This is a genomic window from Arthrobacter sp. MOO21 (assembly GCF_057369995.2).
Map to the genome: position 1 here is coordinate 3,382,578 of NZ_CM170671.2, position 16,748 is coordinate 3,399,325.

Consider the following 16,748-nt stretch of genomic DNA (forward strand, 5'->3'; position numbering starts at 1 on the left):
AAACTAGGCGACGTCCACGCCGCCGAGCTCCATTTCTGCAACGGCCTCTTCGAGGTCTTCGGCGATGCCTGCGGTCAGTGATCTGATGACGGTCACGCCGTAGCCGGCCTGGACTGCGTCAAGCGACGTGGCCTTCACGCAGTAGTCGGTGGCGATGCCCACCACCACCACGTCCTCGACGTCGTGGCTCTGCAGCCAGTCATCCAGTCCGATGGCGTCCCCCTCGGCCAGCCGTTCCGCGTCAGCGGCGGCGGCCAGGCCGCCGGCCTGCCGTTCGCCGGTGGGGACAGCGTCCTCGGGTGCCAGCAGCCCTTCGAAACCGGAGTACGCGGCGGCGAACTGCCCCTTCCGGAAGTAGGCCTGGATGTATTCGGTGTCGAGGTCGGGATGAAGCTCCGCGCCCCGGGTGCCGGCCACGCAGTGCGGCGGCCAGCTGTCCTTGTAGTCGGGGGTGTCGGAAAAATGGCTGCCGGGATCAATGTGCCAGTCCTGGGTGGCGACCACATGGTCGAACTGGCCGTGGTGGGCGTCCAGGTATTCGCTGATGGCGCCGGCCACGGCCGCCCCGCCGGGGACAGCGAGCGATCCGCCCTCGCAGAAATCGTTCTGGACGTCAACGATGATCAAGGCCCGGGACATCAGTTCTCCTCAGTTGTCTTCGTAGAGAGTGGGGATCGCAGCTTCGCCGCGCTGGAGCCGGTTGACCACCGGCGGCAGTTCCGCCATTGACTCCGCGTGCCGCTGGCGGGCCCGGACTACTCCCTCGTGGCCGGTCCATCCCGGCAGCAGCTCGCCGTTCTTCATGAACTGCTGCAGCAGCGGCCGGTCGTTGCCGTCATCCTCGGGCCGATGTCCCACCCCCACCACCTCGGCGGTGGCGGTACCGCGCTCGTCCAGCTTCCGCAGCGCGTACTTGCGCCCGCCAACGCTCGCCTTGTTCTTGGCTGCCTTGGCCACGGACACGAAGTTCCCGTCGTCGTCCGTGCGGCTGACGAGCTTGTAGACCATGCTGGCCGTGGGGGCCCCCGAACCTGTCACGAGCGAGGTGCCCACGCCGTAGGAGTCCACGGGGGCGGACTGCAGGGCCGCGATGGCGTACTCGTCAAGGTCGGACGTGACAACGATCTTGGTGTTTTCGTTGCCGAGGTCGTCCAGCAGCCGGCGCACCCACTGCGCCTGGTCCACCAGGTCGCCGGAGTCCAGCCGGACCGCGCCCAGCCGGTGCCCGGCCAGGTCAACGGCCGTGCGGACAGCTTTTTCGACGTCGTATGTGTCCACCAGCAGCGACGTGCCCTCGCCAAGCGAGGCTATCTGCGCCTCGAAGGCGTCCCGCTCGGTGTCATGCAGCAGCGTGAACGAGTGGGCCGCGGTGCCCACGGTTTTCACACCGTAGCGGATCCCGGCCTCAAGGTTGGAGGTGCTGTCAAAGCCGGCGATGATGGCGGCCCGTGCTGATGCGGGGGCGGCTTCCTCGTGCGTGCGCCGTGACCCCATTTCGATGCAGGGCCGGCCGTGCGCGGCACTGACCATCCGGGATGCGGCGGAGGCGATGGCGGTGTCGTGGTTGAGGACCGAGAGGATGTACGTCTCCAGCATGCAGGCCTCTGCGAACGTGCCCTCGACAATGAGGATCGGGGAGTTGGGGAAGTACGCCTCGCCTTCGGCGTAGCCCCAGATATCGCCCGAAAACCTGTAATTGGCCAGGTATTCCAGGGTTTCCGCGTTCACTACCTTCGTGCGCTCCAGGAACTCCAGTTCAGCCTCACCGAAGCGGAAGTTGGCGATGCCTTCCAGGAGGCGCCCCGTGCCTGCCACGATGCCGTAGCGCCGGCCGTCGGGCAGCCGCCGGGCGAACGCCTCGAACACGGACCTGCGGTGTGCCGCGCCTGAATGGAGGGACGCCTGGAGCATGGTCAGCTCGTAGTGGTCGGTGTAAAAGGACGTGCGGGGATGGTCCCAGCCGGCTGAGGTGCTCACGAAAGTCACTCTATCGGGCGTCCCCATAGAATGGACAGATGACCATAAGCGTTGCGCCCGGCCCTGATACACAGGAGGGCATCCGGACCGGCACAGCAGAGTCCACCGACTCGCTGACCGCGCCGGACATCCCCTGGAACCTGGTGATCTGGAATGATCCCGTCAATCTCATGAGCTACGTCAGCTACGTGTTCCAAAGCTACTTTGGCTACTCCGAAAGCAAAGCCAACAAGCTGATGATGGAAGTCCACAAGAAGGGCCGCTCCATCGTGGCCTCGGGCAGCAAGGAACAGGTGGAGCGGCACGCGGTGGCGATGCACGGCTTCGGCCTGTGGGCCACGGTGGAGAAGGCAAGCGGCGGCCACAGCGGCAATTCAGGCAAGTCCGGCGGTCCGGGCCAGGGCAAGGGGAAACGTGGCTAAGGCATTCAAATACGGGCTCAAGGGCATCACCGGCTACCTGGAACCGGCCGAACGGGACCTGCTGCGCAGCCTGATCGACGATGTCATCTCCATGCTCCAGCCCGAGGAACGCACCGGGCAGGACCCGCTGGCGGCACTGATCGGCCTGGACATGGACGTGGCCGAGCCCACGGACCGTGCCGTCCGGCGTTTGCTGCCCAACGCGGTGAAGGACGACGGCGCGGCCAGCCTTGAGTTCCGCCAGCTCACCGAGCGTTCGCTGCGGGAAACGAAGATCGGGGCCCTGCGCGCAGCCGCCCTGGACCTGGACAAGGACGAGATCGTGCTGACGCCCGAGGGGGCAGGGCACTGGTCCATGGCGCTGAACGATGTGCGGCTGGTCCTGGCCGAACGGCTGGACATCCGGGATGAGGCCGACGCGGAGCACGTCCACCGGATGCAGGATTGGTCCCAGGCCGAGGATGTGGAAAGCTACCTGGCGCTGGTGTACAACTTCACCACGTGGCTGCAGGAGTCCCTGGTCCAGGCCATGCTGCAGTCGCTGGAATCCCGGCGTTGAGCAACGGCAGTTGCCGTTCCCGGGGTCCTTGTGACAGATCAGACACGAGTTGCAGGCCACAAGATGATGCCTGACACATCGGGGAGCACCTATCCTCGAATAATCATGACAACAGCCTCGAGCATGGACCCGTCAGCGCGAACTGAACCGGCGCCCGCGGCCGGCGACCTTCCGGCCGCCGCCCTGGCAACCCGGCCGATCGGCGTCTTCGACTCCGGAGTTGGTGGCCTGACCGTGGCCCGCTCCATCATCGACCAGCTCCCCAACGAGTCGATCCTCTACGTGGGGGACACCGCCCACGGGCCGTACGGCCCCCTTCCCATCGCGGAGGTGCGCGCCAACGCCCTGGGCGTGATGGACGAACTGGTGGACTCCGGAGTCAAGCTGCTGACCATCGCCTGCAACTCGGCGTCGGCCGCTGTTTTGCGCGACGCCCGTGAGCGGTACACGGCCAAGTACGGCATCCCGGTGATCGAAGTGATCCAGCCCGCGGTGCGGCGTGCGGTCGCCGCCACCCGCACCGGCAAGGTGGGCGTCATCGGCACGTCCGCCACCGTGGGTTCGCGCGCCTACGAGGACACGTTCGCCGCAGCCCCGGACCTCGACATCACCTCCGTGGCGTGCCCCGAGTTCGTCAGCTACGTGGAAGCCGGGATCACCACCGGTCCGGCCTTGCTCGCCGTCGCGGAGGAGTACCTGGCACCGCTGAAGGCCGCCGCCGTGGACACGGTGGTCCTGGGCTGCACCCACTACCCCCTGCTGACCGGCGTGATCTCGTACGTGATGGGCGCCGACGTCACGCTCGTCTCCAGCGCCGAGGAAACCGCCAAGGACGTCTACCGCGCCCTGGCCACCCACAACCTCCAGCGCACCTCTGAAGCGCCGCCCGAGCACCACTTCGTGGCCACCGGCGACGCCGGGCAGTTCGAGGCACTGGCCCGCCGGTTCCTTGGCCCCGAGGTGCTGTCCGTCCGCCACGTCGACCACGTGGCGGCCCAGTACCCCACCGGCAGCCTGGCCCGCATCACCCCCGAGATGATCGCGGCAGCCCAAAGCGCCCGGCAGCGCCCCCGCATCTCGAACTTCGTGGGCGGCGGCCTCGCAAATTCCGGCCGCGCCGGGGGACCTGCCCTGTGAAGCTGACCATTGTGGGGTGTACGGGCTCGTTCCCCGGGCCCGGCTCCCCGGCGTCGTGCTACCTGCTGACCGCCACCGACGGCGAGCGGACCTGGAAGGTGGTGATGGACCTTGGCAGCGGGGCATTGGGCGCCATCCAGCGCTACACCGACCTGGAGGACATCGACGCGATCTTCCTCACCCACCTGCACCCGGACCACTGCATGGACCTGTGCGGCCTGCATGTGGCCATCCGCTGGAAGCCCGGCGGCTGGGGACGCGGCCGGATTCCCGTCTGGGGCCCCGCGGCCACGGCGGACAGGATGGCCACGGCGTACGGCCTGGACCTGGACCCCGGGATGCACGAGGAGTTCGACTTCACCAACTGGGCGGAGCGGAAGCCCGTCACCGTGGGACCCTTCACCGTCACCCCGTACGCGGTGAACCATCCCATCGAGGAGGCCTACGCGCTGCGCGTGGACGTGGCGGAGCCCGGCAGGGACGGGACCCCGGTCCACCGGACGCTGACGTACTCGGGCGATACCGACTCCTGTCCCGGGCTTGAGGAAGCGGCCAGGGACGCCGACCTGTTCCTGTGCGAGGCGGCCTTCGAGGAAGGCAGGGACAGCGACATCAAGGACGTCCACCTTACGGGCAAGCGGGCGGGCGAGGCCGCCGCTGCCGCCGGTGCGCGCCGCCTGCTGCTGACCCACATCCCCGTCTGGACGTCCCAAACCACCGTCATGGCGGAAGCCCGCCCGGTCTTCCCCGGCGACGTGGCCGTTGCCGTGGCGGGCGTGCACTACACGATCTAGGGGCAGCCTCCTGAAGGGTGCCCCGCGCGCCGTCCGGGCGGCCACTCGATAAGCTAAAGGCATGACACCTGAAGCAACAGCAGTGCCCATCGTGCGCGCCGACGGCCGTGCCCCCGACCAGCTCCGGCCCATCAGCATCACCCGCGGATGGTCCAACCAGGCTGAGGGATCGGCACTGATCGAATTCGGCAACACCCGGGTGCTGTGCACGGCCTCCCTGACCGCCGGAGTTCCGCGCTGGCTCAAGGGCGAAGGCCGCGGCTGGGTCACCGCCGAATATGCCATGCTGCCGCGCGCCACCAACACCCGCTCCGACCGGGAATCCGTCAAGGGAAAGATCGGCGGCCGCACCCACGAGATCTCGCGCCTGATCGGCCGGTCGCTGCGCTCCATCATCGACACCAAGGCCCTGGGCGAAAACACGATTGTCCTGGACTGCGATGTCCTGCAGGCCGACGGCGGCACGCGCACGGCCGCGATCACCGGCGCCTACGTGGCGCTGGCCGACGCCATCCGCTTCGCGCGCGAGACCAAGCTGATCGCCAAGAACGCACAGCCCCTCCTGGACACCATTGCCGCCGTTTCGGTGGGCATCATCGACGGCGTCCCCATGCTGGACCTGCCGTACGTCGAGGACGTCCGGGCCGAGACGGACATGAACGTCGTGGTCACCGGCTCGGGCAAGTTCGTCGAGGTGCAGGGGACCGCCGAGGGCGCCCCGTTCGACCGCGAGGAGCTGAACCAGCTGCTGGACCTAGCACTGCTGGGCACCACGCAGCTGGCAGCGATCCAGCGCGAAACCCTGGCGGACACCCTGTGAGCGTCCCTGCTGCGCGGCTGGTGCTCGCCACCCACAACAAGGGCAAGCTCCGCGAACTGAGGGAACTGCTGCGCGGGCAGGTGCCCGGGCTCGACGTCGACACCCAGGTGGTGGATGCAGCGGCGGCGGGTGCGCCCGACGTCGCCGAAACCGGCGTCACCTTCGCCGAGAACTCGCTGCTGAAGGCGCGTGCGGTGGCCGGTGCCACGGGCCTGGTGGCCATCGCCGACGACTCCGGCCTGGCAGTGGACGTGATGGGTGGCGCCCCCGGAATCTTCTCCGCACGCTGGGCCGGGCGCCACGGTGACGACGCTGCCAACCTGGAGCTCCTGCTGAACCAACTCTCCGACGTGCCGGACCAGCACCGCGGGGCAGCGTTCGTCTGCGCGGCGGCCCTGGCGGTGCCCGGGAACGCCGGCGACCCGGGGCGTGAAGTGGTGGAGTACGGCCAGCTGGAAGGGTTCCTCCTGCGGGAGCCCCGGGGGGAGGGCGGCTTCGGCTACGACCCCGTGCTCCAGCCGGCCGGCGAGGACCGCAGCTGCGCGGAACTGTCTGCCGAGGAAAAGAACGCCATCAGCCACCGCGGGAAGGCCTTCCGTGCGTTGCTTCCGTCCATTGTGGCGGCGCTGCAGGCCGCGGAGTAGAAACACGAAAAGGTGCGCGCCCCGTCACGGGGCGCGCACCTTTTCGCCTGCTCCTGGGGAGCTGCTACTCCTGGCGGGTGCCGTGGATATTGCGCGGAGTCTTGCGCTCCTCCTGCGGCTCGTGCTCTTCGATGTACTCGTCCACGGCGTCGGTGCCGTAGGCCCGGGCCTGGCGCTTGGCGGACAGACCGCGCAGGACCTCGATGCCGATGGGGATCACCGAGACCAGCACGATGGCGATGAAGATGATGTCCAGGTTGTCGCGGACCCACGGGACCTTGTCGCCGAGCAGGTAGCCGAGCAGCGTGACGCCGCCGCCCCAGAGCACTGCCCCGATGACGTTGTAGAGGAAGAACTTTTTCCTGCTCATCTGCGCGACGCCCACGATCACCGGAACGAAGGTGCGGATGATGGGCACGAAGCGGGCCAGGATCAGGGCCTTGCCGCCGTGCTTTTCGAAGAAGGCGTGGGCGTTCTCAACGTTTTCGCGCTTGAACAGCCTCGAGTTGGGTTTGTTGAAGATGGCCGGTCCGGCCTTGGAACCGATCAGGTACCCCGTCTGGTTGCCGATGATGGCCGAGACCACGATCAGCAGGGCCAGCAGCCACACGTTGAACTTGATGGTGTCCGTAGCCACCAGCAGGCCCGCGGTGAACAGCATGGAATCGCCCGGCAGGAAGAACCCCACCAGCAGGCCGGTCTCCGCAAAAACGATCCCGCACACCAGCAGGACCACCCACGGTGCAAGGGCGGGATCGGCCAGGAACACCTGGGGGTTCAGCCAGTCGGGCAGGAAGGAGGCCAGCTGCGGCTGGACCGGTCCCGCACCGCCCAGCATGGACACAGCGAGGTCGTTCATCACAGGAAAGTTCACCCCTCAAGGGTACTTGACGGGCCTGTGCGTCCCGGGCTGCGCCGCTTCCGGCGGTAAGGTGGGGGCCGTGGGTTTGGACTTTACGGCGATTGACTTCGAAACAGCGAACGGCTTCCGCGGCTCCCCGTGTTCAGTGGGACTGACGAAGGTCAGGGGCGGGAAGATCGTGGCCGAAGCATCCTGGCTGATGCGCCCGCCGGCCAACTACGACCACTTCGACCACCACAACGTGCGCATCCACGGGATCACTCCCGCCGACGTGGCAGGGCAGCCCCGCTTCGGGGAGCTGTTCCCGGAGATTGGGGCCTTCATCGGCGATGACGTCCTCGCCGCCCACAACGCAGCGTTCGACCTCGGCGTGATCCGCTCCGCACTGGAAGTCTCCGACCTGCCCGGTCCCGCCTACGACTATGTCTGCACGGTCATGCTGTCCCGGCGCTGCTACTCGCTGGTGTCCAACTCGCTGCCGTTCGCCGCGGAGGAGGCCGGCGTGCCGCTGGTCAACCACCACGACGCCGCCGAGGATGCCCGGGCCTGCGCCGGCATCCTGATCGACATCGCCGCCCGCAACGGCGCCAACAGCATCGCCGAACTCTACCTGTCCCTGGGCTTGGCCATGCCGCGGCAGCAGGCGTTCGATCCGGCCACCGGCAGCCTCTCAAAGCCCAGCCTTGCCGCCATGTCCGGTGCCGCCGGCACCGGGGCGGCGCTGGTGCGCCGGTTCCAGTCCGGCTGGCCGGAAGAGGGGCTGAACCCGGACCCCGACCCCGACGCCGAGCCCGGCCATCCGCTGTACGGCCAGACCGTCGTCTTCACCGGTCAGTTGTCCATTGCCCGTCCCGATGCGAAACAGCGTTCGGCGCGCTGCGGCGCCCGGACGGAAAGCCGCGTGACCGGCCGCACCACCGTCCTGGTGGTGGGCGACGGGTTCGTCGCCGCCGACCTGCGCTCCGGCCGCCTGACCGGCAAAGCGCGGCGCGTCCTTGAGCTCCACGAGCGGGGACAGGCGATCGAGGTGCTGTCCGAGGGGGAGTTCCTGCAGATGGTTGGCGGACCGCAGGACGGGTCATCCGGCGCAACAAATCTTTGCGTCCCGGCCGCCGCCTCCTAGCCTTGCCTCATGGGCACCCTGTTCGCTTTTCCCAATCCCGTCAACGAGTACGCAGCCCGCGTGACGGCCGGGCTTGTCGTGCTGCTGGCCGTCGTTACCGCCGCCACCGGCTCCCTTTGGGGTCTGCTCGCCATCGCCGCCGGATTCTGGCTGCGCGTGCTTTTCGGCCCGCGGATCTCGCCCCTGGCCCTGCTGTCGGTGAAAGTCATCACACCGCGCCTGGGAAAGGTGAAGCTGGTGCCCGGGCCGCCAAAGCGCTTCGCCCAGGGGATCGGCGCCGCGGTGTCCACCGCCGCCCTGCTCCTGCTTTCCTCAGGTGCGGCCCCGGCAGCCTGGACCCTGCTGGGGATCCTGGTGGTTGCGGCCTCCCTGGAAGCGTTTGCCGGCTTCTGCCTCGGGTGCACCATCTTCGGATTCCTGCAGCGCCGGGGCGTCATCCCGGAGGATGTCTGCGAGGCGTGCAACAACATCAGCCTTCGCCGGTCGTAACCCCCACCAGCTGGTCCGCCATGCCCCGGACCACGTCGGCGGCCTCCAGCACCTCCAGCCATTGGACCGGCAGGCAGTCCTCCCCGTAGCTGGCCCCCAGGATGCCGCCAGTCAGGGCGCCGGCCGTATCCCGTGCGCTGCCGTGGCTCACCGCCAGCGCCACAGCCTCGCTGAAGTGCTGTGACGGCAGGGTGCCGTCACCCCGCGGGATGGTTGCCAGTGCCGAGTAAAGCGCGACGGCGAGGGCTTCTTCGGCTGCCTCACCCCCGCCCAGCGCCTCAGCCAGTTCCCCGGGCGCAGGGGCTGAGCCTGCGAGGCGGAGGGCCGCCTCCAGCCGTTCCGGCAGTTCCGGTGCCACATCAGGGAGGCCGGCCGCGTGCGCCGTGACGGCCTCGGCGGCGGCCCGCAACTCTTCGCCGGACACCAGGCGGTGGATCAGGAGGCTGAAGATTCCGGCACTCTGGCGGGCGGCGGGATGCCCGTGCGTCAGCGCGGCGGCGTCCACGCTCAACTTGTAGACGGCGTCGGGCGCAATGTGCGGCACCAGGCCGAACGGCGCCGAACGCATCACCGTTCCGCGGCCCTTCGACGAAGGATTGACGGGCCTGGCTGCAGTGCCCATTTCGCCGGTGGCGAGGCCGGAGATGCAGTCCTGCTCGGGATCCCGGCGCCGGCGCAGGACCTCGTTACCATCGATCCAACGGGGCTGGGGGACCGGCGCGGAAGGCCCCGCATCCTCGCCCTGCGTGGCAAGCCAGCGCAGGTACGCCAGCCACAGGCACGCGTTGACGTCGGCGCCCACTCCCGCATTGGCCCATTCCAAGGCTTCCACGAGCCCGTCCACGGTGTAGAGGGTCAGCTGGGTGTCGTCGGAGAACAGGCCGCCCGGAACGTCCACCGCGTAGCCCGCCGCATCCCCGAGCGCTCCGCCCAGAAGGCAGCCGTGGATGCGGGACTTCAGGGTTGGCGCGGGGACGGGGTGATCAGTACTCATGCAGTAAATTTACCGTGGCGGCGGCACCCGCCCTTCGCGGCACCGGGCTTGCCGCCCTTTCCAGCAGGTGTCCAGCAAACGCACAGCCTGGGATGGAATACTGCTGGGGCTGCCCGGCGCAGCCCTGAAACCACCCCCGACTGAAGGTTCCACCATGAGCACCCTTGTTCCCGGCCGTGACACACAGCAGCCAGGCGCCCCGGCTGCCGCGCGGCCCGCGCTGCTGCCCCGGCTGTCGGCCGAGGCGTTCGGCAGCCTCTTCCTAGCAGTGGCCGGACTGGGCGTGCCGCTGTTCAGCATTCCGCAGTCCAGTCCCGTCCCGGCCGCCCTGGCCGCCGGCCTTGCAGTGACCGCCGCGATGCTGGCGTTCGGCCATCTCTCGGGCGGCCACTTCAACCCGGCCATCACCCTCGGACACCTCCTGGCCGGCAGGATCCGCGCCGGCGCGGCAGCAGCCTACGTCCTTGCCCAGGCCGTGGGTGCGCTGCTCGGCGCCCTGGCCCTGCTCGGGATCCTCAGCACGCTTCCCGGCATCCAGGACAGCAGGACAGCCTTCGACACCGTCGCCGCGGGTTTTGGCGAACACTCCATCATCCAGGCGCCGATGGCCGCAGTGCTGCTCCTGGAGGTGCTGGGGGCGGCCATCATCGTGGCCGTCTTCCTTGGCGCGGCCGGACGGGACGGCGGCCTGCGCACCGTGGCACCGGTCGCCGTCGGACTCTCCTTTGCGGCGCTCCTGCAGCTGGGCCAGTCGGTGGGCAACCTGCCGTTCAACCCCGCGCGCGCCCTGGCGTCGGCAGTGTTCAGCTCCGGCTGGGCCCTGGAGCAGCTGTGGGTATTCCTTGCGGCGCCCCTGCTGGGGGCAGCGCTGGCAGGGCTGGTATTCCGCGGTGCCGCAACGGCCGCGGAGGCAGGTTCCGGGCAGGCCGTTCGGGTGGAAACCGCCGGGAACGGCACCGGGGATGGCCACGCGGGCAGCATTGACGACGACGGCCTGGATGCGGACGTGGAAGAGCTGGCCCAGGACGCGCGCACCGACCGGGACAAGGCGGCGGGCGTGAGTGAGGCGCAGGAGTTTTTCGAGGGCAAGCGGCGATGACGGCTGCGGCGCCGGCATGAGGCCGGTGAGCCGGTGTCAATACTGTCAGTGGCTGCCGATAGCTTAGGAATATGCGGTTACTTCATACTTCGGACTGGCACCTGGGCCGTTCCTTCCACGGCGTGGGCATGCTGCAAGCCCAACGCGGCTTCGTTGACCAGCTGGTTGCGGCCGTTGCCCGGCACAACGTGGATGTGGTCCTCATCGCAGGAGACGTCTACGACCGCGCGCTGCCGGGGGTGGACGTAGTCCACCTGCTCGACGACGCCCTGGTCCGCCTGACGTCCGCCGGCGCACAGGTGGTCCTCACCAGCGGCAACCATGACTCCGCCATCCGCCTGGGTTTCGCCTCGCGGCTGCTCGAACGCGGGGGAGTGCACCTGCGCACCCGGGTGGAGGACCTCGACAAACCGCTGCTGCTGCCCCTGGGGACGGACGCCGCGGGACGGGAAGCCGTCGTGGCCGTCTATGGCATCCCCTGGCTTGAGCCCCGGCTCACTGCCGAGCAGCTGGGCGTGGAGGCGGCAAGCCACTTCGAAGTCACGCGGGCGGCAACAGCACGGATCCGGGAGGACGTCGGGCGACGCTCGGATGCCGCTGCCGTCCATCCGGTGGTCCTGGCCCACACCTTCGCCAGCGGGGGAATCAGCTCGGACAGCGAACGGGACCTCAGCATCGGCGGCGTGGGCGCCGTGCCGCTGGATCTCTTCGAGGGGTTCAGCTACACCGCGCTGGGCCACCTGCACGGCCGGCAGACCTTATCGGGCCGGGTCAGGTATTCCGGATCGCCCCTGGCCTACTCCTTCTCCGAAGCAGGACACCGGAAAGGCGCCTGGCTCGTGGAGATTGGCGCCGACGGAGTGACCGCCGTGGAGGAGGTCTGCTGGGAAGCGCCGCGCGCCCTGGCCGTGCTGCGCGGACAACTGTCCGCGCTCCTGGAATCGCCGGACCACGCCTGGGCGGAGACCGCCTACTGCCAGGTCACCCTGACCGATGCGCAGAGGCCTGCGCGGGCCATGGAGCGGTTGCGCTCCCGGTTCCCGGACACCCTCGTCCTTTCCTTTGACCCCCAGGGGGCCGAGGCCACCAGCCAGGCGTCCTACAGCAGCAGGCTCGCTGAGGCGCCGGACGACCTCTCCGTTTGCTGCGGGTTCCTGGAGCACGTGCGCGGACGGGTTCCCGATGACGCCGAAAAGGCTGCGCTCGCCGCGGCGCTGGAAAACGTCCGGCTCCTGGAGGTCTCCCGGTGAGGATCCACCACCTGAAAATATCCGGGTTCGGCCCCTTCGCGGGAACGGAGGACATCGACTTCGACCGGCTCAGCGCCCACGGCCTGTTCCTCCTGAACGGTCCAACCGGTGCCGGCAAGACAAGCGTGCTGGATGCCATCTGCTTTGCCTTGTACGGATCTGTGCCCGGAGCGCGGCAGGACGGCAAGCGGCTGCGCAGCGACCACGCCGAGCCTTCGCAGGAACCCGCGGTGACCTGCGAGTTTTCCGCCCAGGGCCGCCGCTTCGAAGTGACGCGCTCACCGGCATGGGAAAAGCCAAGCGCCAGGGGCAGGAACGGCTTCACCCTGCAGCAGGCCAAGACGCTCCTGCGCGAGCGGGTGGGCGGGGCCTGGGTGGAGAAGTCCGCCCGCAATGACGAGGCGGGTGCTGAGATCATGGCCCTGCTGGGCATGGACCGCGACCAGTTCACCCGGGTTGTGATGCTGCCGCAGGGTGACTTCGCAGCTTTCCTGCGTTCCAAGGCCACTGACCGGCTGGACCTGCTGCAGAAGCTTTTCGGCACCCAGCGCTTTGAAGCCCTGGAGCAGGAGCTGTCCCGGCAGGCAGCCGCCGCACGGGAGGACGTCGCCGCCCTCACCGCGCAACTCGGACTTCTTGCCTCGCGCGCCGAGGCAGAAGCCGTCCAGCTGCAGCTCGATGACGCCGCTGCGCCCCCCGTGGAGGACATTCCGGGCAGGCTCGCGTGGCTGCAGGGCGCCGTTGACCTGCGCCTTCAGGAACTCAGCAGGTTGGCGGAGGCCGCGGAAACCGTGAGCCGGGAGCGCCGGGACGCCGCCGACGCCGAGGCTGCACGGCATGAGCGCCACGGCAAGCTCGAAGCAGCGGTGGCGCGGCAAGCTGCGGTGGCCGAAGCCGCGCCGCGCCTGGAGGGCCTCTCCGCCCGGCTGGCCCGGCACCGGCAGGCCGAGGTCCTAGCGGGCCAGTTGCAGGCCGTGGACGCCGCAGCGGCCAAAGTGCGCAGTTCCGAGCGCGCAGCCGAGTCCGCCATGACCCTGCTCCGGCTCGCCGCCGCCGAGGACGGTGAGCTGGCCCAGTTGGACCTGTCGCCCGCGGATGACGGGGCCGTGGATGATCCTGCAAGGGGTCTTCACGGTGCCGGTGCTGCCGGCGGTGGTTCCGCCCGCGCCCGGCCGGCCGTGACGAATGCCGCGGAAGAACTGGGCCGCCTCCGTTCACTGCTGGCAGTTGTCGAGGCCCGGCTGCCGGACGAGGAAAGGCTTCAGTCCCTGCGCGAACGGCGCCGCAGCCTGCTTGACCGGCAGGCGGAACTCCATGCCGCCGCCGGGATGCTGGAGGCCCGCGCGGGGCAGCTCCTGGCGGAACGGGAACGCCTTGCCGCGGGGATGCAGCACCTGGAACTGCGTGCCGGCGACGCCGCGTTGCGCCGCAAGGAGGCAGCGGCCGCGGAGGAGCTGCTGGACGTGGTCCGCCGGTACGGCACAGCGTGCCAGGCCAGGGACCGGATCAAGCTGCGCCATGACGATTCCCGGGAAAACCTGCTGGAGGCCAAGCGCCGCTGGCTGGACCTCCGGGAAGAGCGGCTCGCCAACGCGGCATCCGAGCTGGCCGCGCAACTGACCCCCGGCGGCCTGTGCCCCGTGTGTGGCAGCAAAGAGCACCCCCATCCTGCGGCTGCCGGCGGTGAAGGGCCCGGCCTGGCCCAGGACGAGGAAGCCGCCCACGTCGCGTATGAGCACGCAGAGGCGGCCCATGCTGCCGTGGCCGCAGAGCTGGCCGAAGCCGGGCAACTGGTTGCCGTCCTCGCCGGACAAGGCGGGAACACCTCGGCGGAGGAGGCGCGTGCCGGCGCCGAGCGCGCGCTCGCGGCAGCGGCCGATGCCGAGGAAGCCGCCGAGGAACTCCTTGGGACCCACCGGCGGCTGGAAGCCCTCGACGCCGACATCGCCGGAAACCGGGGAAAGGTGGCCGACGCAGAGGCAGGGCTTTCCCAGGCGTCTGCGACCCTCGCCGACCTGGCGGAACAGGAGGAATCGCTGGACCAGGCGCTGGCGGCGCTGCGGGGGGAACACCCCAACCTGTCCCGGCGGCTGCGGGCCCTTGAAGGCGCCGTCGCAGCACTGAACCAGGCCGTTGAAGCCCAGGCGCGACTCGCAGCAGCCCGGAGCCAGGCGGCGGACGCGCAGGAACAGCTTGAGCTGGCACTCCCGGGAGCAGGCTTCGCCACGGCCGGGGAAGTCCGCAGCCAGCTCGTTGCCGCACCCGAGGTGGCTTCGCTGGAGGCCGGAATACGGGCGGCGCAGGATGAGGCCGCCCGGGTCGCCGAGCTGTTCGCGTCCGAGGACATCCTGCTGGCCCGGGAGGAAGCAGCGGGCGGCTTCGAGGTGGACGGGGAACGGTTGACGGCACTGCGCCGGGAAGCGGACGCCGCTCAGCAGGATGCCCGTGCCGCCGACCTGGCCGCCGGCCTTGCCCGCCGCTGCCTGGCCTCCCTGGCTTCCATCGCCGCAGAGTACGAGGTTCTTGCCGGTTCAGCCCGGAAACCGGCAGAGCGGGCACACATGCTGGCGTCCCTGGCCGACGCCGCGGCCGGCAGGGGCGACAACACCTACCGGATGAGCCTCAACAGCTATGTCCTGGCGGCCCGGCTGGAGCAGGTGGCCCTCGCGGCATCCGAGCGCCTCGTGGCCATGAGCGACGGCCGGTACCTCCTGCAGCACACCGACGCCAAGGCCGCCCGGGGAGCCAAATCGGGACTCGGCCTGGAAGTGGTGGACCAGTGGACGGGTTACCGGAGGGATACCTCCACCCTCTCCGGCGGGGAATCCTTCATGGCATCGCTGTCGCTGGCGCTGGGCCTCGCGGACGTGGTGCAGCAGGAGTCCGGGGGCGTAGAGATCGAGACGCTGTTCGTGGACGAAGGGTTCGGCAGCCTGGACGAGCAATCCCTCGAGCAGGTCATGGACGCCCTTGAAGGGCTCCGCGACGGCGGCAGGGTGGTGGGACTTGTCAGCCACGTCGCCGAGATGAAGCAGCGGATCGGCACCCAGCTCCAGGTGCTCAAGGGCCGCAACGGCTCCACGCTCCGGATCTCGGAAAGCCTGGACGCCGTCGTCTGACGGCGCAGGGATGGTGCCGAACGTGGCGCCGGCCGGCGGCAGTACCGGCTGTCCGCCCCGGCGGCCGATATACTTGGACCCGTTACCGGGTTGGGCGCATCGGGAGGAGGGACGATGCGCGCTGACTGAACGAGCCCGGAATTGACTTCTCAAACATCACCTTCAGCCACGCAGGAAGCTGCCACCAGGAGCCTGGCGGGAGCTGCACGCGAAGGACGCTTCGCCCGGCTTCCCCTGCTGGCCGGGAAGAGCTTCCTGCCATTGGGACTCTTCGCCCGGCTGCCCCTGGCCATGCTGACCATGGGAACACTGACGCTGGTCACTTCCACCAGCAGCTCCTTTGCCACCGGCGGTGCTGCGGCAGGGGCCGTAGGCATCGGATCGGCCCTGGGTGCCCCCGTCCTGGGATCCCTGGCAGACCGGCGGGGCCAGCGCCCGGTGCTGCTGCTGTCCGCGCTCCTGAACGCGGCGGCGGTGGTGCTCCTGATCCTCGCTGCCTGCGCCCTGGAACGGGACGAAGACTTCCCGCTGGCCCTGCTGGCCGCAGCTTTCGCCGCCGGTGCCAGCAGCCCCCAGGTGGGTCCCCTGGCCCGGGTCCGCTGGATGGCCCTGACGGCCACTGCCCCGGACCGGCCTGAGAGCCCGGACCGCGACCTGGACACCGCACTGTCCTACGAAAGCACCGCCGACGAGGTGACCTTCGTCCTGGGCCCGGCGCTGGTGGGCGTCCTCGCCAGCGCCGTCGTTCCGTGGCTGCCCCTGGCACTGGCGGCAGCAATGACCATCACGCTGGTTCCCGCGTTTGCCGCGCATCCCACACACCTGGCAGTGCCCGTGGCACGGCGGCCCGCGGCCGGGCGGGACCGCGGCCCGGCAACCGGCGGAAGGATGCCCTGGGCCGTTGCACTGCCCATTGCCGCGATGGTTTGCATGGGAACGTTCTTTGGCTCCACCCAGGCTGCCCTGAGCGCATTCTCGGCCGGCCTTGCCGGCGCGGAGATCGCAGGGCTGCTGTACGCGGTGATGGGCCTGAGTTCGGCGGTGGCAGCGCTGTCGGTGGCCTACTGGCCCCGGCGCGCCGGCCTGGCCCTGCGGTGGATGCTGTGCGCAGGGCTGATGGCGGCGCTGGCTGTCCTGTTGCTGCTGCCCGCTTCCCTCGCCGGGATGGCTGTGGTCCTGCTGGTCCTGGGCCTGCCGGTGGGGCCGGTCATGGTCACCGTGTTCGCCGTGGGCGGTGCGCTCGCCCCTGCCCGGCGGCTCGGCACGGTCATGACCGGACTGGCCAGCGGCATTGTCGCCGGGACGGCGCTCGGGTCCTCCATCGGCGGCCAGTTGGCGCAGTTCCACGGCCACGGCACCGCGCTCCTTGTTCCGGTCTGCGCCGCGGGGGCGCTGGCGCTGCTGGGTGCGGGAACCGCCGTCGTCCTTCGCCGGCGTCACTGACGGCTGCACCCCCACG

The 16,748-nt window shown here is 69.5% G+C and carries 16 protein-coding genes; 12 read left to right on the plus strand and 4 right to left on the minus strand.

Annotated elements, in window-relative coordinates; genetic code table 11:
• Positions 1-3 precede the first annotated feature (3 nt).
• Both AC2JAJ_RS15715 and AC2JAJ_RS15720 read right to left on the minus strand, forming a co-directional pair.
• Positions 4-639: an isochorismatase family protein gene (locus tag AC2JAJ_RS15715; protein ID WP_221386804.1), complete on the minus strand. Its 636-nt coding sequence runs from the start codon at positions 637-639 to the stop codon at positions 4-6.
• Between the two features lie 9 nt (positions 640-648).
• Complete coding sequence (locus AC2JAJ_RS15720) at positions 649-1,977, minus strand: nicotinate phosphoribosyltransferase (RefSeq protein ID WP_221386805.1); 1,329 nt, start codon at positions 1,975-1,977, stop codon at positions 649-651.
• 38 nt (positions 1,978-2,015) lie between these two features.
• Here AC2JAJ_RS15720 and clpS point away from each other — a divergent pair, with 38 nt between their 5' ends.
• From clpS to rdgB, 6 genes are all read left to right on the plus strand, one after another.
• Positions 2,016-2,399 carry an ATP-dependent Clp protease adapter ClpS gene (gene clpS, locus AC2JAJ_RS15725; protein WP_221386806.1) on the plus strand — a complete coding sequence of 128 codons (384 nt, stop codon included), beginning with the start codon at positions 2,016-2,018 and terminating at the stop codon, positions 2,397-2,399.
• Positions 2,392-2,958 (plus strand): DUF2017 domain-containing protein, encoded by a 567-nt coding sequence (locus tag AC2JAJ_RS15730; protein WP_486415231.1) that lies wholly within the window; start codon positions 2,392-2,394, stop codon positions 2,956-2,958. Before clpS ends, AC2JAJ_RS15730 begins: the two co-directional genes overlap by 8 nt.
• A gap of 123 nt (positions 2,959-3,081) precedes the next feature.
• Positions 3,082-4,095 carry a glutamate racemase gene (gene murI / locus AC2JAJ_RS15735; protein ID WP_221386970.1) on the plus strand — a complete coding sequence of 338 codons (1,014 nt, stop codon included), beginning with the start codon at positions 3,082-3,084 and terminating at the stop codon, positions 4,093-4,095.
• Positions 4,092-4,889 (plus strand): MBL fold metallo-hydrolase, encoded by a 798-nt coding sequence (locus AC2JAJ_RS15740; protein ID WP_486415230.1) that lies wholly within the window; start codon positions 4,092-4,094, stop codon positions 4,887-4,889. The genes murI and AC2JAJ_RS15740 overlap by 4 nt, the downstream gene beginning before the upstream one ends.
• Positions 4,890-4,950: 61 nt before the next feature.
• Positions 4,951-5,709, plus strand: coding sequence for a ribonuclease PH (gene rph / locus AC2JAJ_RS15745; protein WP_486415229.1), 759 nt, complete (start codon positions 4,951-4,953; stop codon positions 5,707-5,709).
• Positions 5,706-6,353 (plus strand): RdgB/HAM1 family non-canonical purine NTP pyrophosphatase, encoded by a 648-nt coding sequence (rdgB, locus tag AC2JAJ_RS15750; RefSeq protein ID WP_486415228.1) that lies wholly within the window; start codon positions 5,706-5,708, stop codon positions 6,351-6,353. The genes rph and rdgB overlap by 4 nt, the downstream gene beginning before the upstream one ends.
• Positions 6,354-6,417: 64 nt before the next feature.
• On the opposite strand, the gene AC2JAJ_RS15755 is transcribed toward rdgB, so the two are convergent.
• Positions 6,418-7,212: a DedA family protein gene (locus tag AC2JAJ_RS15755; RefSeq protein ID WP_486416789.1), complete on the minus strand. Its 795-nt coding sequence runs from the start codon at positions 7,210-7,212 to the stop codon at positions 6,418-6,420.
• Between the two features lie 82 nt (positions 7,213-7,294).
• Here AC2JAJ_RS15755 and AC2JAJ_RS15760 point away from each other — a divergent pair, with 82 nt between their 5' ends.
• Both AC2JAJ_RS15760 and AC2JAJ_RS15765 read left to right on the plus strand, forming a co-directional pair.
• Complete coding sequence (locus AC2JAJ_RS15760) at positions 7,295-8,338, plus strand: 3'-5' exonuclease (protein WP_486415227.1); 1,044 nt, start codon at positions 7,295-7,297, stop codon at positions 8,336-8,338.
• Between the two features lie 9 nt (positions 8,339-8,347).
• On the plus strand, positions 8,348-8,827 hold the full coding sequence (locus tag AC2JAJ_RS15765) for a DUF4395 domain-containing protein (RefSeq protein ID WP_486415226.1): 480 nt from the start codon (positions 8,348-8,350) through the stop codon (positions 8,825-8,827).
• Here AC2JAJ_RS15765 and AC2JAJ_RS15770 read toward each other — a convergent pair.
• A complete protein-coding gene (locus AC2JAJ_RS15770; RefSeq protein WP_486415225.1) occupies positions 8,808-9,821 on the minus strand; it encodes an ADP-ribosylglycohydrolase family protein in 1,014 nt (337 codons plus the stop codon). The two genes, AC2JAJ_RS15765 and AC2JAJ_RS15770, sit on opposite strands and share 20 nt — an antisense overlap.
• Positions 9,822-9,975: 154 nt before the next feature.
• Between AC2JAJ_RS15770 and AC2JAJ_RS15775 the strand changes: the two genes are divergently transcribed.
• The 4 genes from AC2JAJ_RS15775 to AC2JAJ_RS15790 all read left to right on the plus strand — a co-directional run bounded on the left by AC2JAJ_RS15775 (position 9,976) and on the right by AC2JAJ_RS15790 (position 16,732).
• Positions 9,976-10,920, plus strand: coding sequence for an aquaporin (locus AC2JAJ_RS15775; RefSeq protein ID WP_501053186.1), 945 nt, complete (start codon positions 9,976-9,978; stop codon positions 10,918-10,920).
• A 71-nt stretch (positions 10,921-10,991) separates the two neighbouring features.
• Complete coding sequence (locus tag AC2JAJ_RS15780; RefSeq protein WP_486415223.1) at positions 10,992-12,170, plus strand: exonuclease SbcCD subunit D; 1,179 nt, start codon at positions 10,992-10,994, stop codon at positions 12,168-12,170.
• Positions 12,167-15,289 (plus strand): AAA family ATPase, encoded by a 3,123-nt coding sequence (locus tag AC2JAJ_RS15785; protein ID WP_486415222.1) that lies wholly within the window; start codon positions 12,167-12,169, stop codon positions 15,287-15,289. Before AC2JAJ_RS15780 ends, AC2JAJ_RS15785 begins: the two co-directional genes overlap by 4 nt.
• A 141-nt stretch (positions 15,290-15,430) precedes the next feature.
• Positions 15,431-16,732: an MFS transporter gene (locus tag AC2JAJ_RS15790; protein WP_486415221.1), complete on the plus strand. Its 1,302-nt coding sequence runs from the start codon at positions 15,431-15,433 to the stop codon at positions 16,730-16,732.
• Positions 16,733-16,748 lie beyond the last annotated feature (16 nt).